Source organism: Sphingobium sp. DEHP117, assembly GCF_030867385.1.
Lineage (GTDB): Bacteria > Pseudomonadota > Alphaproteobacteria > Sphingomonadales > Sphingomonadaceae > Sphingobium.
Window position 1 is genome coordinate 676,931 of the sequence record NZ_JAPFBJ010000003.1, and the last position, 17,631, is coordinate 694,561.

Annotated in this window: 6 protein-coding genes and 1 pseudogene; 1 reads left to right on the plus strand and 6 read right to left on the minus strand. The window is 62.0% G+C overall.

Annotation, left to right across the window (positions count from 1 at the left end):
- Positions 1 to 33: 33 nt before the first annotated feature.
- From OOT33_RS15870 to OOT33_RS15895, 6 genes are all read right to left on the minus strand, one after another.
- A complete protein-coding gene (locus OOT33_RS15870; protein ID WP_307750987.1) occupies positions 34 to 810 on the minus strand; it encodes an HNH endonuclease in 777 nt (258 codons plus the stop codon).
- Positions 811 to 827: 17 nt separating this feature from the next.
- The gene (locus tag OOT33_RS15875) at positions 828 to 2,810 is read right to left on the minus strand and encodes a chromosome segregation protein SMC (RefSeq protein WP_307750988.1); all 1,983 of its coding nucleotides are present in this window, start codon (positions 2,808 to 2,810) and stop codon (positions 828 to 830) included.
- Positions 2,794 to 7,146, minus strand: a complete 4,353-nt coding sequence (locus OOT33_RS15880; protein WP_307750989.1) for an Eco57I restriction-modification methylase domain-containing protein — start codon at positions 7,144 to 7,146, stop codon at positions 2,794 to 2,796. The genes OOT33_RS15875 and OOT33_RS15880 overlap by 17 nt, the downstream gene beginning before the upstream one ends.
- A gap of 3 nt (positions 7,147 to 7,149) precedes the next feature.
- Positions 7,150 to 9,915, minus strand: a complete 2,766-nt coding sequence (locus OOT33_RS15885; protein ID WP_307750990.1) for a helicase-related protein — start codon at positions 9,913 to 9,915, stop codon at positions 7,150 to 7,152.
- A gap of 4 nt (positions 9,916 to 9,919) precedes the next feature.
- Complete coding sequence (locus OOT33_RS15890; protein WP_307750991.1) at positions 9,920 to 15,091, minus strand: DEAD/DEAH box helicase; 5,172 nt, start codon at positions 15,089 to 15,091, stop codon at positions 9,920 to 9,922.
- Between the two features lie 177 nt (positions 15,092 to 15,268).
- The gene (locus OOT33_RS15895; protein WP_307750992.1) at positions 15,269 to 16,489 is read right to left on the minus strand and encodes a DUF4143 domain-containing protein; all 1,221 of its coding nucleotides are present in this window, start codon (positions 16,487 to 16,489) and stop codon (positions 15,269 to 15,271) included.
- Positions 16,490 to 16,741: 252 nt separating this feature from the next.
- Between OOT33_RS15895 and OOT33_RS15900 the strand changes: the two are divergent.
- Positions 16,742 to 17,479, plus strand: a pseudogene (locus tag OOT33_RS15900) (ArdC family protein); the annotation flags it as partial.
- Positions 17,480 to 17,631: the final 152 nt, after the last annotated feature.

The following is a 17,631-nucleotide window of genomic DNA, read 5'->3' on the forward strand; positions in this document are numbered from 1 at the left end:
GAGTCAGAGGCGTCTCGGCTCCGGGTTCGAAAATTACATATGCCGACTGGCTTTCTCAACTTGGCCGTGCGTCCGCTCGCGATGCCGGACAAGCCGCTTTCGATGCTCGTCAGTTAACGAAATTGGAGAAGTCCAGCGAAGTTCGCTACGCGCCCGCTCGGTGAGAGCCAACGAAAACTCGGGCGTTCCCTGGTCGTTGAAGGTCACCAAAGCGCGGTCAAAGGCGGCATCCCATAGCGCGGACAGCAGTAGGCCGTTGTGCACGTCGAGTCGTTCGACATCGCTTTCGCACTCGCTCCAAGGGATGATGTGCGATGCGCGCAGCAAGGCAGGATCGGAAATCCCCGTCAGGGGACAACGCCCTTGCCAGTAGTCCATCAGGCGTTGACGAAAAATGTCCTGCCCGACCCTCTGCACGACCAGTCGCTCGGCCTCCGTCATGCGGGGCAGGGTTGCAACTCGAAGCTCAAACTCCCGCAGCGGCGCGTCAGGTAGGCTGACCCCCAGCTCGTAGACACGACGCAGCACTGCGTAGAGCGCGCCGAGATCGTCGAAGGCAAATCGGGCGCGGCCAGGACCGGAAACCGCGCCTGCGGGCAAGTTCAGTTCCTCGATGACGCCAGCATGGTCGAGCGCGAGAAACCATGGCCCCTGCGCCCCTTTGGCAGCAAGGTAGATCGTGCCATGCGCGGTGGTCGATCCGAAGGCCGCCCAGCCCGCCTCTTCCCCCAGAATGCGGCGGAAGCCGTTCTGAGACGCGGCCTTTTCGCACTCCTGCCGGACGATGAAGGATTGGGGCGCTTCAAGCACGGTGAGGCAGTTCCTCGTTATAGGTCACGCCCCATCAATCGCGCCGAACCGGGCGCTCCGCGCAGGATCAACCTGAGCCATGGATCGCAACGGAGATCGTCGGGGGGACGTGTCGTCGTGGTCACGATGTACTGAAACGCCGTTGTCTCCGTCAGCGCCTCGAGCTCCCGCATCAAGCGGAACAGCTCGTCGTAGATGCTCAGGCCGAGATCGGCTTCACGGGGACTGTCATGGACAAGGAATGCGGGAACGCGTGTTGATCCCTCGACGCTGAGGCACAGGCAAGCAAGATCGAAAGCCAAAACCTTCAGGGATTCGATGGCGGCGGTACGGCGGTCGCCATCAACATCGACGACGATTTCCAATCCATTGCCGGTCAGCGTGACCGCTCCTCTCGCACTATCGTTGACCAGTCGGCGAATAATCGCCGAGAATTTCTGCGATATCTTGCCGAAGGTCAGTCCCTGCTTGTCGCGAAAAGCTGCGAGCGTCTCCCGCTCTTTGGAGAGCTTATCCTCGAGGCTCCGCAGTCGTTTTCGCGCCGCATCCCGCTCGGTTGATAGCTCGGCAAATCGCTCGACCCCTTCTTTGAGCCGTGTCGCCGTTTGCCAAGCGGATGCGCGCGCGTCCCGGACGCTCTCGATGGCCTGCACCCGTTTTTCGGCCTGTTCTACATACTGCCGTCCCAGAGCGATGGTCGGCTGAAGGGTTTTCAGACGTGCCTCCAATCTGTCGATCTTCTGCGCCTGATCGTCGATTTCTTGCCGCTTCTTCGTGAGCCGGACTCGGCATTCCGCTTCATCGTGCAGCTTGTGGGACAGCTTGCATTGCTCGGCGAGCGCTCTGTCGATGGGTACCTCACAAATCGGACATACCTGACTGGCTGCGCTCCCCGCAGCGGATGACAGTCCAGGTATCTCGCTCGACAGCAACGTGAGGACCTGCTTCTCGGCCGGTATCTGAGCTTCTATTCGGATGCGCTCTTCGTCCGCACGCCGCAGTTCTTCACGGGCCTCCTGCAAAGCTTTCCGGGCCTGCACCAGCTCGACCATGTCACCCGTGGGAAGCTCGGCCGCAATGGCGAGCCGCTCGTCGGCAGCTTTCTGAAACACCTCCAGGAGCAGAGGCATGTCCGGCAAGCTATTCTCTGCAAGACCGAGCTGATCAATCAATCGGTTGCGACGCCGGTCACGATCCCAATCCATATAGGATATCTCGCGTTCCGAATTGGCGACATCTGTCCGCAGGGTCTCTTCGGTGCGTCGACTATGCTGCTCTTCTTCCGTGATGGCCGCCAGGAATGCACGAAGGGCTTCGCGGCGTGGCCCAGTTTCGCGCCCGCTCGCCGGCAGCGGGGCATCGGAGCCGGACGCCGGAGAACGCCAGTCGAGCACGTCATCGAAGCGGCATTCCTGATCGCGAGTCAGCCAGGCAAGCGCGATCGGCCACGCCTTTTGGCCGGGATGAAGACGAGCCAGGCTCGCGAGGCCTGGCGTCACAATGCCCTGCTCAATGGCCTCGATCAGCGGATCGATGCTCGTTGTCGCGCCATCGCCCGCGGCGATCTCATCGAGATTGCCGTCGGCGATCGCGACATGCCGGCGCCGAATACCCAATGGCCGCACGACGGCCCAGCATACGCCGTCCAGCATCACCTCCGCTCCGACAATGCCGTTCGGAAACGCGAGCGCGATACGTTCCCGCTGCGTTTCGTCGGCAAAGCGCTGCTCGCCAAGACAGTAGCGCAACAAGCGGCAGAACAGCGTCTTGCCGCTTCCGTGACCGATCGCGCGCACGCCCGCTGCGGCGTTATCGTCATCGAAACCGTCCGGCGACCAAACGACGTTCAGTCCTGGCCGAAGCGAAATGTCGCGAATCTTCTGGCCGCCCGGCGCCTCCCAAATCGCTAGCCGCCGCACCCAGAGGCGCGGTTCATTCACGCCCGCCGGAACGGTCAGGCTGAGCTTGGGGGGCTCGAACATCTCATGCTGTTGTGGCATGCGCGATCCAGCCCCGGACCTCGTCCGGCATCGAGGTGACGGTTGTGTCCAGGTCCAACGCGCTCAACGCTTCCAGCACGAACCCAGCCCGGCCATCGGGCCAACCAGCAGTGTCGAACGCATCGAGGCCAGGCCCTGGCGCCCATGTTCCCGCCGACAGGTTCTCGATCAGGCGTCCGTTGCCACGATGGTTGGAGACGGCAATACCCCAGCCTTGATTGGTGCGCGCGGCGAAGCCGACCACGTTGCCGGTGCGTGGTTCCGACTCTCGTCCAACAACGCGTCGCCATTCGCGCGCCCGTGCGTCTGGAAGAAGCGACGTTAAGAGGTGCGGCTCCAACATCATCGCAGCAGCCAGACGGATGGTGCGGCTAGGCGTCGGAGCGTCGATAGCCTTCAGAATCGCGGTAAGGGCAGCGCCGGCGTCATTCGGCTGCTGAGCTGCGCGCATCCAGGCTCCGTCGGGGAGAGTGGCGATAGCGGGCCTCGCCTCGGCCATCTTCAGCCGATCCCATGCCTCTTCGATCAGACGCTGAGTGCGGAACTCGTTGAATTCGCGCTGCTCGCGATTGCGGAGCGCCTTGAAGGTCTCGATCCCGCAATCCTGTCCGAGGATGTTGGCCGGATCGAGAATGTAGAGCATTTCGTCCTTGCTGAGCCCGTAGACCTCGCGCGCCACAAACACGTCGATCTCCGCAGCCAGCACCGCACGACGATCTGGATCTTCAACGACATTCTCGGGGAATGATAGGATTCCAGCTTCTAGAGCGGTCTCACGGAACGCTTGCATTTCAGGGCCGACGGCGCAGAGCGCGCAGACGCGGCGCACGATTTCAGCGGCAGCCGGAGCTTGTTCGAAGTCCCGCGGGAACGGTAGGGTGTCCATGATTGTGTAAGACATGGTCAACGAGACTTTCTTGCGAACGAGATAGTCCATCGCAAGAGAGTTAGCGACGCCAAGCCAAAGCAACATATACTCGTCGCTACCATCGATGAACTCGATGGTCGGCACCTTGTGGCCGCTAACGCTTCCCGCTGGCAATAGTGCTGCGATAAGGCCACGCTGGTTGGTCGGGCTTGCGACATCTCCAAAGCCGATCCGGTAGCGATCAATGCGTCCAGCGAGCTTGTCGGGAATCTTCTCAGGCAGGATACGCCACTGTGGTTGAATACGTTTAGTTGTTGAACCGAAGGGCAGATCGTCCCACACGGCCGATCGCCCTCGACCCGACACATAGCCTTTGGCTCGATAGTCGTAGGCGTCGATCATGCGCCCTTCAAAGACGGGCAAACCGTCGTCACCTTCGGAGAACAGCCCACGGTCCGTTCCCATGTCCACTTCGCGCATGTAGTGCCGGTGGGGAACGCCCTCAATTTCGGTACCGAACTTCGGATAGAGACCATACATCTTGGCGCAGACATCAATTTCGGACTGCGCGGCAAACTCCATCACTGCCATCGCATCGGGCGAGAACTCCTCGACGATGGCCACCGGAATCGAGAGTGTGCGTCCGGTCATGAGGTCATGAAGCTTTTCCGCCGTATTAACGCGGAATGCGGCTGGCAGGCGCTCCGTCTGCCCTCCCTTCCACGCCACGTAGAGGCAGAATTTCATGCGTGTATCGACGGCGGGGAACCAGATTCCTCTTGTATTCTCAAAGCCCGCCAGCCTTTCGAGGCGAAACTTCGTGAAAAGTTCCTTGCGTATAGCTGTCGCATTGGCGCCGTTGTACAAGCCTTCTGGCACGAATTGCGCCGCCACTCGGCCCTCACGGGTAGCGGCAAGCGCAGTCTCGACAAACATGCGATAGACGTTGAAGTCGCCCTTTCCGAGATTGCCTTCGGCAAACAACCTGTAGCGACCGCTCGACTTAATGAAACGCACAGCAGTATAGAGGGAGTCACAGTGTTGCTCCCAGCTTTCAGCGATCTTTGGATCGAGCAGCAGGGTTTCGTATGCAACCTTTTGCTCAGCCGGCGACAAATGACGAACGCTTGAGTCGTAGGAGGAGAAAAACTCCTTGTAGTCCGGGCTCATGGTGTCCCAAGGCGGATTTCCGAGCACTATGTCGAATCCACCGCCCGCCATCACATCCGGAAATTCCAACGGCCAATGGAAGGCTCGCGCATTGCGGGCTGCGTCAGTAGCAGCGCCGAACATCGGCCCAAAGGGAGACACGCCTCGCAGCCACTCCCACAATGCACCCGAGGTCGGCACTGTTTCCGCGCCGCGGCGCGGCAGACCGTCTGGCCCATCATGAGGGCCGCCTTTCACTTTCGGTAGCAGGAACGCAGAAACATACAGGTCGCAAGCGCGCTCCAACGACCATGCGCCAGCGCCTTGAGCAGTAATTGCGCGCAGCCGCGCAGCTTTCTGCGCGATCTGCTCCACCGTATCCTCCGGCATGGCGCGCAAGCGTTCGAAGTCTCGCAACAAGTCACGCGCGCGATCGAAGCCGAAGCCCTTGGCTATACGATCCCTCTCAGACTTCTCCCGCTTGTTCTTTGCGGCATAGTACTTTGCGACGTCCTTGTCGTCGCTCGCTAAGGGCTTGTAGGCGGCGTCGGGTATACCGTCCTGCAGAACCTTCAGGTCAAAAACGCCCAATAGCGCATCGCCGCAGCGGATTTGCGCGTCGAAGAAACCGAGCGGAAGGCCGGGGTCCACCGTTTCGATCCAGAGAGCGACCTTGGTCAGTTCAACCGCCATCGGGTTGCGGTCCACGCCATAGATGCAGCAGCGGGCCACATCGCGCAGTGCATGACGGAAGTCGGCGAGCGACGGCGTACCCTCGGTGCGAATGCGGGCGAGACGAGTGGCAATGCGACGGGCGGCGGCCAATAAGAAATGACCCGATCCGCAGGCGGGATCGATAATGCTGACCTTCAGCAGCGCTTGGGCCGGGTCGGCGGCCTCCGCTTCGGTCTTGTCGAGAACAGGATCGAGCGCTGTGTCGAGAAGCGCCTGCACCAGACTGTCGGGCGTATAGTAGGAACTGCTAGTCTTACGCTGGTTACCTTTTTGCTCGGCGGCTTCCGAGGCGAAGACGAGCGATCTACCGTCGTCGCCAAGTTGTGGCTGGAGTTCGAGCAGGGATTCGTAAACCGAACCCAACTCCTCGGTTTCCATCGCGCGCCAGTTCACCGGCACCATGCCAGCTTTGTCGGCAAGCCAGGACAGACGGTACAGAGACTCCATGAAAGCGCGATTGCGCAGGCGTGCTGTTTCGAGACGCGGCAGCTTGTCGGCGCTGAACAGGCCACCAAGCGCCGGCAGCCCAAGCGCTTCCTGCCCATGAGCAAGGGCGCGGAAGACAACCTTGATGCCTTCGTAACGGTCGTGGTGCTTGTCCCACGTCGCGGCGCGTGCCGCCTGCACCCGAAGCGCAGCGAGGCTGTAGCCTTCGACATAGAGCTTTCGGGCCTCCGGTCTTGCGGTCTCCGAATGAAGCAGATTCCGGTCTTCGGCCACCATAAGGAAGATGAGCCGGTAGACGAGGCGCAGAAGTTCGTTGAACCACTCGGTCAGATTGACCTCGCCGGATTTCAGGCGGGCGGCAAGGTCAGGATTGACCTCGAGAAAACCCGAGCCCAGCACTTTGAGCGCGGTTTCCACCTGCGCAGCCAGCCGGTCGCGGGCTGCCTCGCCTTCACGCGAGCCGGTCTCTCGCCATCGTTCGAGTGGGCAATCGGTCGTAGGCGCGCCAACAATGCCGAACCGTGTCCGATGAATCAGCGACCAGAGAACGGCGAAGGAGGCAGCGTCCTCGTTCGTGAAGATCTGTGCAAGGTCGGCTTCGATGTACGCCGGCCGGGTGAGCGAGGCGTTGTCCCGCATCAGCCTAATCACGGCGCCGTTGGTCACGAGGCCCCAGAGCGCGTGATCGCTGTCGTTGAGATAGTCCTGGAGCGCGAAGGCCGGGGACCGCGAGCGATCGACCGATAGCGTCGGACTGCGACGGTCGAGCTTTTCGTCGGAAGGCGGCACGACAACGATGGGCACGCGACCGCCGGCGAGGAAGGAGATCGCGCCACCGCCAGGGGCGAGATCGTCGAAGCCGAAGGTTTCAGCGAGGAAGTCGCGCACGAAGCGGCGGGTTGTTTCGACGGAGGGTGCCGCCAACTTCGCGAAGGTGTCGAAATGCGACTGGCCGACACGGAAGGCGGTTGAGATCTCTTCGCGGATCGTCAGCCCCTTGCGGATCCGATAGTCCTCTTCCGACTGCTCGGAGGCCTGTCTCCGGTCGATGCTTGCAACTGTGGCCGGCGCGATGAGATTGCCCTCGAGGGTGAGTGAGGGCCACGCCGATATGTCGGTGACGGGTTTGCGAGCCATGGCTCAGGCCTCGCCCGGCATGAGGACGAACAGCCCGATCACGTCTGGGGGCAGCACAGCCTCGACGGTGACGCGCGAGGCAGAGCCTGCCGCGGCGCGGAGCCGGGAATGGTCCTGCATGAGTTCTCCCGCGCGCGAGCGAGCAAAATCGTCGATCGTTCCTGAAAGCAGGCCGGGCAGATCCTCCTTCGCGTTCGCGATGAACCTGTCGCGTGCGATGGATGCCAGATCGCCCGTCGCTGGCTCATTTAGCAGTTCTCGGGCGGCCTCCCCTGCCGCCACGATCCGACTGCCCTGAATGACAACGAGGGCTGCTTCCTCGGCGAGCAGCAACTGTTCCTTGCGGCCATGGACGGTCAGCTTGAAACGTATCCTAAGCAGAGCCACGCGGGTCATCCGCTGCACGGCGGCGGTCGGCCAGGCGCCGACCCGGCCGATGCCGAGATTGGACAGAGACTCCGGATCGAGCGAGGCCTCCACCAGCGCCTCGGCCAGCGTCGCCGTTAAAGGATGCGTCCGGGTCAGCAGCGCTGTCCCCGACGGCGCTGGCTCGGACGTAGCCAGACGCACCGATCCGCTCAGGCCGTTCCCCTTCAGACGCTCGCGCAGGCCGATGTCAAGTTCGGCGACATGGGCGAGAAGCAGAGATTTCCGGGGCTCCAAGGGCACGCCGAAGCGTGCCATCGCCCTTTCGATGAAAAGCCTGGCATCCGCCGGGGAGCCGAGCAGCGTCCGTACCTTTTCCCATTCCGGAGCGACTTCCTGCGGCTTCATCGCGTTCTGAGCGAAACGCGCGCGTGACTTCTTCTCGTTCTCGGAGGCGTCGCGCCAGCGCGCCTCCATGACCTTAACACCGTCGTCGAGGCGCAGGTCGAGCGTGAGCTGGCGGGACACGCCACGGCGCAACATCACCGACGCCATCAGCGCGTCAGTCACCGGCCCGCGTTCATCGGGGAGAGGCACAGTAACGCCGGTCGCCTTCCGGATCTCCTCGGCCTTGCGAAGAATGACATCGAGGACGGCGCCGTCGATGGCGCTGTCCGGCGAGAACATCATGATCGATCGGACGAGCTCCGCCGGTTGCCCGAAGCGGTCGACCCGTCCTTCGCGCTGCTGATGCCGGGTCGGGTTCCACGACAGATCGTAATGCACCACCGTATCGAAGAGCTGCTGGAGGTTGATCCCTTCAGACAAGCAGTCGGTGGCGACGAGGATGCGTTGGACCTGCTTTTCATCGTCCGCAGGCGCCATGTCGGCCACGCGGTCGCGGCGCTCGTCGGGGGTCAGAACGCCCGTCACAGATTCGATGATCAGCTTAGGGAAGGCCTTGCGCAAACCATCGCGGACATGCTCCGCGGTCGCCAGATAGCGACAGAAGACGACGGGGTTGGCGCCCTTCTTGATGAGCGGCGTCAGAGCATCGACCAAGGCGGTCAGTTTCGGATCGGGTTTGCCAATAAGTTCCTCGGCGCGCTTGACCAGGGCAAGAAGCTCCGGATCGACGTCGAAGGCTGTACCCGGTTCGATATCGACCGCGTCCTCGTCGTCACTGTCCTCGTCATAGATTTGCGGCTCGAGGCGGTCGCTCTCGCTCGACATACGGTTTCGCAGTGCGCTCAAAGCCGCAGCCGGCGAAGAGCCGACACAACGCATCAGGGCCAGCGTGCCCCAGAAGGCCAAGCGTCGCTCCCGCTGTCCGGATCCTGCTCGGGAAACGATGCCGAGGCAGTAATCGAGCACGGTTTCCTGGAATTCGAGGTGGGCCTGAGAAAGACGATAGGGAAATTCTGTCGTCTCATGCTTTGGAAACGCGCGATCTTCGTCCCAATCCCCCGAGACGAGATCGATCCGGCGCCGCTGCACGAAGTGCCGCGCCAGACGCTCGCGATAACGAGCGTCCTCGAAGTTCATCGACGTAAATGATGGCTCGACCAGGGAGAGAAGGCGCCCAAAAGCTTCCTCATCCCCGGAATGCGGCGTCGCGGTCAGAAGGATCATCCGCCGATCCGGATTCCGGGCCAGCCCTGACAGAAGCTCAAAGCGCTGCTGCCGACCCTTGTGCGTGCCTACGCAGGCATGCGCCTCGTCGACGATAACGAGATCTGGACAGGCGCGTGCGAAGCCTTCTCGGCGCTTCTCGGCCTTGATGTAGTCCAGGCTGACGACCGTGAACGGGTAAGCATCGAACAGAGTCTGAGCGAGCGGCAAGCCGCGTTCCAGCCTGCTCGCCGTACCTGATGTGACCGCGACAGCTTCGATCCCAAAGCGCGCCTTGAGTTCTCCCACCCATTGTTCGACGAGATGCGGCGGGCAGAGCACCGAGAACGCATCCACTTCGCCTCGGTCCATCAGCTCACGCAAGATCAGCCCGGCCTCGATCGTCTTGCCGATGCCTACGTCGTCCGCGATGAGCAGTCGCGGGACTTGCAGGCGAAGCGCCATCAGCAAAGGAACAAGCTGATAGGTTCGCGGCTCGAAGGCGAGTTGCGCGGCGGACCGGAAGGGGCCAGCTCCCCGCCGCAACGTCAGACGCATCGCATCCGCAAGCAGCGCGGCCTTCGCCTGGACCGTGATCGTGGCGTCGGCGGGCAGATCGAACCGAGCCGGCTCGACTGGGAGTATCTCGAGCCTCGGATCGAGGACAACCGTATCATTCTCGCTACCCGAGAGTGGGCGAAGCGCTAGAATGCCGTCTTGGGGTGGCGGCAAGGCGACCCACTCCCGCCCGCGGGCGCGAACCAGATCTCCGGGGGAAAAGCTCACCGTCATCAGATCACCCCCCCAGCATCGAGATCATCGCGTCAGGGACGCCCGCAGTGACAGCTCCCGGCAACTCAAACAGCGTCCAGCCCTTGGCTTCCGCTTCCTTGCGCGTTGCCTCGGCTAGAGGAGCAATGCAAGCGGCGACGAAGTGACTGCGCCAGGCAAAGCTCATCTCCTGATCGGAGAAGCTGACGGCAGAAGAGTCGGGAGCCGGAAGGCCTACCGCTTTGAAGGCGCTTTCCCATCCCGCGCCGTCGGCCGGTCGGCCTGGCGCAGCGGCGAGCACGATCTGACCCCGTGCCAGATTGACCAGCATCTGTTTGGCTTCGTCGCTCGTGCGATCGATCAGTTCGTGATCGGGCTGATTAAAATAAGAGAGAAGGCAGCGATAGCACCCGCGGACGCAGGATTCTCCTTCGTGACTGACAAGCAGCCTTGCATCGCCTGCTGCGATCGCTTCATCGACCTTCTCGAAATGCATGAGGGTCAATGCTTCGCGGGCGACCTTGCTAAGGGCTTGCGGGTCCTCAACCAAGCGGCTGAGCACGCCGGCGCCGCCCTCCGTGGCTTCATACGCCAAAATGGCCCGGCGATTGTCGCGAGCGGGCAGTGGCTCGCCGAGGATCTCGCCTTCTTCCAGTTGGAAGATGACTTCAATGCCCCGCATCAGCGCGTGCTGAACCGTCGCGATCGTCTCGGCCGCGTAAGCCCCTGGCTCGCTGAAACGGAACAGGAGCGCGTTCTTGCGATCGCGGACGATCGGGACAATGCGAACCGGCCTTACGACATCCGGTGGCACATCGACATCCGAATCTTCGTCCTCGGCTTTGGCCCAGTAGCCGCTGCGCGGGTCGATGTAGAAACCGAACACCGTCTGATTCGCGCGACGCTTCAGTCCCTTATTAATCCGGCTGATTTCCGCACTGTTCGCGTATTGCAGAGCAAGGATCGAGGTTTCTTCGCAGCGGAATTCAGCCTCAGTGATCTGAACTCGACCATCCCGTTTCGGCCACGAAAAGACGGTCTGAATGTCGAAGCCCTGCCGGACGCGCTCCTCATCGTTCGCCGTGATTCGGTCGGCGGGCGCAGCCTCTACATTGTCGATCCTGAGAGTTCGCTGGACCGGCACTTCGCCGGCCATCGGTGAATTGCAGGCGTGGCAGCGCTCGACCTCGCCGTCGTGACAGGCGCCGCAGTTGGAGCAGATGAAGATGTCCCTGGTAGCGAGTTCTGACCCGTCTCCCGTCCTGACCTCGGGCGGCAGCTTCGCCTTCATGACCCTGTAAGCACGGCCCTCGTGATAGATCAGGCTGCGGGGGCCGAATTCCGAGATGGCCAGGAAGCGGGCGCGCTGGAGGAATGAACCCGTCTTTCCCTCTCCAGGGATGAAGGCGTAGAGCGGCAGCCGTGGGAAATTGTATCCCGGCAGGAAGCCCTCCGTCGCGAGATAGCGATAGGAATAGAAGTCCGAGCCATTCGAGGCTTTGCCCTGTTCGAGAATGGTGATCTGGTCGCTGGCCTGCATCTGCGCAGCCTTGATTCGTCGGCGGTCGGCACCCGAAAGGCCGGTGATCTCGGAACGGGCATTGGCCTCCATCAGCTGAGTTCGGGCGGAGTTGTAAAGCTCACGCCAACGATCGAAGGCTCGGTCGAATTCCTGCGGCGCGCGTTGGGCGACGTCGGAGACAAAGTCGTCCGACCCACCCATCCAGACCGGTTTCGGACCATCCACTGACGCGAGTATCTGGTCGAGGACGCGCTTCATCGGGGAATGCGCCGAGCTCGCGAGCCCCGGCCGGTTCACGACATCGTGGATCTCCTGCTTCAGCGGGTAGTCCGGCTGCTTCAGATCGAGGATCTCGGGAATGTCCGGCGACAGGGCGATCTTGGCTTCGGCAAGCCAGACGGCGTGCAGATGCGACCGCACGAGCTCTTCGTTAGTGATGTCGAGAGCCGGCGGACGAACGATACCGGCCACCATCTCATTGCGCCGTTCGAAGAAATACTGGTCGTGCGGCGACTGGGCGGCGCAATAGGTCACGATGACAGCGGCCTGTCCGGAGCGACCGGCACGGCCTGCCCGCTGTGCATAGTTGGCCGGTGTCGGTGGCACGTTGCGCAGATACACGGCATTCAGCGCCGAGATGTCGACGCCAAGCTCCATCGTTGGTGAACAAAACAAGGCGGGCAGAAACTGTTCTGACTCTCCTGAGGCCTTGAGATCGGCTGCATTCTCCGCGAGATTTTCCTGATCGTCCTTCTCGAAGCGGAAGCGCCACTCACGCCATTCACGCTGTCTCTGGGACACTTGGGCCGTGTGTTCGCGGCCTTCGAGGCCCCAATAGCTGCTATGGCCCGCTTTCAGATCGGCAGCGATCGCATTGTAGAGGTCATGAAAGTAGCGGTTCCCTTGCGCTGTCGCCGTCCGGATGGCTTCGCCCGGAATGACACGAACCACCGAGGGTGATAGACGCCAGCCCTGAAGGTCCCTCTCTATGTCGACGCGCGACACCAGCCCTTCGCGGGCCAGAAGGTCCATCAGGCCGGTCATCACCGTCAGGTAGTCCGTCTTGGCGAGCTTTGTTCCGATAACGCTCTTGCGATTGATGAGGCGGCCAATACGGGAATTGTGACCAGCACGGATGATTGTCTGTTCCTCCCGCAGCCCCACCCGGTCCTTGCCCGGAGCTTGCAGAAACAGGGTTGTGCGACTTCTCGGCGTCTCCTTTGCGTCGATAGCCCAGGGGGCACGCAGGAGATTTCGCGACTTTTGCGCGACGGTGTCGAGCACGGTCAGATCGAGCGCTTCCGTCCCGACCGCCAAGCCTTCGAGCATCGCTCCGAGGAGCTGCTTTAACATCGCCTTGCGTGCCGCGGCATCGAGCGTTCCGAGATCCGGCAGGATGGCTGCGAGACGCTCAGTATCTTCCGCGATGTCATCAAGCCCAATGAATGCAACGTCGATGAGCTTGAGGACCGACAGGCTCGGATTTGTGTAGCGCCAACCTCGGCGAAGATCAGTCCAGAGCCGATGGGCCAGAACCCTGGCGAGGGAGCGTTGGGCGTCTTCGCGGACCACGGCACCTGCCTCAGGGTCCAACATCCAGTGGATCCGCGCGTCCTTGTTGCCCGCGGTGAACCCAAGCGCCTTCACGACCCGCAGGCCGAATTCGTCCTCTGTCATGCCATCTTCGCCGGCATCCAGAACGGCTCGCAGGATCGCGCCGCGCAGCAGGCTGACGAACAGAAAGTCATTGAAGTGGCCCGCCTGAAGTGCGGCATCCTGCCGGTTGTCCGTGAAACCGAGGAGCTTGCGTTTTTCCTTGGGAACACCGCTGCCGCTCCCGTTCATCCATTCCAGTGCTGTCGAGACTAGAAGTGTTGTGGCCGAGCTACGGCCCTCGCCCGACAGGCCCGCGAGCTTGCTGCGTTCCCGCATGCTGGGATGCGGTTGGTCGAGACAGCACGGGCAGAAGCCAAACTTGCCCGGTATGAACCAGAAGCTCTTCCCCGATGAATCGTAGCGCCCGTCCGGGGCCACTGTGACCATCTGGGGAACTCTGCCTTTCCTGTTTGCCCTAAGCCGCTCGACGCCGTTGCGCTCCTCGCGCCAATCCTCGGGATACGTTTCGACCTCTCCTGTGAAGGCATAGTCAGGATCGCCATCGCCCGTAGGGGTCAGATAGCCCGCAATATCGCCCTCTTGGTCGTCGTGCGGCGTGTCATCAATATTCCTCGGCAGAAACGCAATGCCCTCGACATCCTCGGTTTTCGTGACGACGTGGACCTCATGTCCACAGTCCCGGCAAAAGCGGGTTGGATAGAGGCGATGGCCCGGCGCGCTGGGGTCTTCGAGCTGCCCTTCGAACAGAACGTTCCTGGGTCGTTCAGTCAGGGTGGTGAAAATCTCTCCCGCACCAGAGATGAACTGATGGAGCTTGAACGCCAGGAATGCGCCTGCCCCAGAACCGCCCCGCTCGGCTTCCGGGAGGCTGACGCGGGTCAGGAAGGTCTCAAGGCCACTTCGGCAGATTTCACGGTCGACGCCGCTGTCAATTGACAGAAGGGAAACCGCCTCCTCAAAGGGAATGGGCTTCTTGCGCTTGAGCTCCTGCTCGTCCTCAAGGCCGATTGCCAGCTCGGTCCATACTGCCAGCGAGTGCTTTTTCAGAACCTCATCTGTCAGCACGTCGGGAAGCGCAGATGTCAGGATCGTGGCGAGCTTCGGCCGCACATCGTCGAGCTTCAGCAGATCGTCCGTTGCGCGTTGCAAGGACTCATCAATGACGGATTCGGGGCCAATAGGAGTTCCGAACAGGCGCGATGCAACATCCGCCACGGCCTGCGCGCGATTGATATCGGACCCCTCGCTCGCCATGGTGGCCGAGGTGCCGATGCAGATGGGCGCCTTGTCCGCTGCGCAGCGGTTGCGAAGACGACGGACGAGGATGGCGACATCCGCGCCCTGGCGGCCGCGATAAGTGTGCAGCTCGTCGAGAACGATGAAGTCCAGACCGATTGCGTTCTCTATGACTTTGGTGTCGAGGGTGTCCTGCCGAGTCAGGAGTAGCTCAGCCATCATGAAGTTGGTCAGCAGAATGTCCGGCGGGTTGTCTGCGATCCGCTGACGCTCCTCTTGACTTTCCTGGCCGGTGTAGCGCCGCACGACCGGCTTCAGGTCTTCGGGCAAGCCGGACTGGGAAATGAAGTCCTCAATCCCCTTGAGCTGGCTGTTGGCCAATGCGTTCATCGGATAGACGATGATGGCGCTGGTCCTACGCGGCTTCCCGGATTTCCGAGCGCGGACGATCGCATCGACCACCGGCACGAAGAAGCAAAGGGACTTGCCCGAGCCAGTTCCGGTCGTGACGACAAAACTCTGCCCGGCGCGGGCCTTTGCGATGGACTGCGCCTGGTGGCGATGAAACCGGAGAGGCGTTTCGCCGAAACGAAATATCCTGCCAGTCGCCTCGTCGAGATCACCCGAGGCGACCAGATCATCGACGGTCGGGCCCTCAAGATATCGAGGATTCAGCGACAGTAGAGCGTCCGGCCAGAAGCGCCCGGCATCGTACTGCCGACCGACCTCTGATTTCAGGTCTTCAGATCGAATGGTGCTGAACGACCGCGAGAACCGGGCGTAGGAATTGATAAGACGATGGTCGAATTCAAACGCCTTCATTGCCTGTCTCGCCCCCCAATATTTCTATTGTACTGCAACCATCCATCCCAAATGGCTTCACCAATCTGCTGCCTTGCAGGCGCAAGCACGTCTTGGACAGACCCTGCCTTCCCGACCTGAGCTTGATTGCCCGCCAGCTCCTTATACGCAGTGTGTCTTCGCGCCGCCCCATAGCGCTCAGCCCCACAAACACGACAATGGCGCCGCCGCCAACCTGTCGCCGAAGGGCACGAGATCGGTGCTGTCATAGAGCACGACGCCGTAGGCGAACCGTTCCTTGCAGGCCTCGGCCAAGGCCCGCAGCCCGGCGAAGTCGCCGGACCTCACTGTTGCGGCCGCCTTCACCTCGATCCCCACGATCATGCCGTCGTCGCGCTCGAGCACGATGTCGACCTCGCGCATGTCTCGATCGCGGAAATGATGTGGCGTCAGACGCAGGTCTGAGGCCGTCATCAGCTTCAGCACTTCGGAGAAAACGAAGCTCTCGAGCAGCGCGCCGAACGCCCCTCGATCCGCCTTGATCCGATCGAAAGTCAGCCCACGCGCTGCAGCCAGCAAACCGGAATCTAGGAAATGCAACTTGGGCGTCTTGACGATGCGCTTGAGCGCATTTGTGAACCAGGGCTGCAGGGTCGCGATCAGGAACACCTGTTCGAGCAGACCGACATAGCGCTGACCGGTCCTGTGGTTGACGTTGATCCCGCTCGCGAGCTGGGAATAGTTGACGAGCTGCCCGGAATGTTCGGCCAGAAGTCGGACGAATTTCGGGAGTTCAGTGAGCTTTTCCACCTCGGCGATATCGCGAAGATCACGGGTCAGGATCGAGGTGAGATACGACCGCGCCCAATCTTGTCGCCGCCGTTCGCTGTCACGGCTGATCGCTTCGGGAAAGCCGCCGCGCAGTACCAGTTGCACCAGCTCATCGCCAACGATCGCGTCTCTCTGGCTGTGCAAGCTCCCTTCAAACAGGCGTTCGAGAAAGGTCGGCACTCGGTTCTCGATTTCCGCCCGAGCCAAGGGCAGCATCCGGATGGTTTCCATCCGGCCAGCGAGGCTGTCGGAGACGCGCGGCAAGGTCAGCACATTGGCCGATCCGGTGAGCAGGAAACGGCCAGGTCGATAGTCTTCGTCGACCGTCTTCTTGATTGCCAGCAACAGATTGGGCGCGCGCTGGATCTCGTCGATGATGGCGCGATCCAGACCTCGGATGAAGCCGGCCGGGTCGGACTGGGCGGCCTCAAGGACGGTCTGGTCGTCGAGGGTGCTGTAGGTCCAGCCGGTTTCTCCCATCTTTCGCACCAGCGTCGTCTTGCCGGCCCGGCGCGGTCCGACGATGAGGACGACCGGCGTGTCCGCAAGCGCCTCCTCCGCCCTACGCTCAACGAATCGCTGGAACATGACATCTCCGACTGCCGGCTGATTGGCACTATCAGCCTCGGCAGATTTGTAGTCAATGATCCGCTGATTGGTATCTTGAGCAACACCAGGATCTGAGGGGAAAGCCTTCCCCTACGGCCGAGCCTTGTCTCTGCCGACCCCTTCTGCGGGGAGCCCCCGCAACGCCCCCGAGAGTGAGAGTGCAGGCCGGCTGTGCCGTGACGGGTTGAAGGCTGGGAGAGAGGCTTCCAGCGCCCGTCGCGGAGACCCGCGATGTCGAAAATTGATCCACGCGGCCGGCCGAGCGCCGACCGGACAAGCCTGTATGACGAAATCACCGGCAAGATCCTGGCTGAACTGGAAGCCGGGCGACTTCCCTGGGTCCAGCCCTGGGGGACGGCTGCGGCCAAGGCGCCGCTCGCCATGCCGACCAACGCTGCAACCGGGCGCGGCTACTCCGGGGTCAATGTGCTGATCCTTTGGGGCGCGGTGATCTCTCATGGCTTCCCGAGCCAGGACTGGCTCACCTTCCGCCAGGCCCTGTCGATTGGCGGCAATGTCCGCAAGGGCGAGCGCGGCACCACCGTTGTCTATGCCGACCGCTTCGTGCCGGACGATGAACGCCGGCGTGCCCGAGAGACCGGCGACGAAGCGCAGGCAATCCCGTTCCTGAAGCGCTTCACGGTTTTCAACGTCGCGCAGTGTGACGGCCTGCCTGAGGACCTCGTGGCGGCCGTGCCGCCCCCCGAGCCCGGGTTGATCGAGCCCACGGTCGAAGCGCTGATCCGGGCGAGCGGGATCGACTTTCGCATCGGCGGCGACCGGGCTTACTACGCGCCTTCGCCCGACTATGTGATGGTGCCGCCGCCCCAAGCCTTCTTCGAGCCCATCAACTGGCATCGCACGGCGCTCCACGAATGCGCCCATGCCAGCGGCGCGGCCCATAGGCTGGGACGCGATCTCACAGGATCGTTCGGCTCCAAGAAATATGCGTTCGAGGAACTGGTGGCCTTATCTGGACAGTCTGCGCCGCCCGCAACATTGCAGTAAGGTCGGCGATGGACGCCCACGGTAGGCAGTTATCAGGCTGGCCGTAGCGCTGACCCAAGAGCTGGCGGAGGCCAGCCTGATAACTGCCGGGCCATAGGGCGCATCGGTGTGAG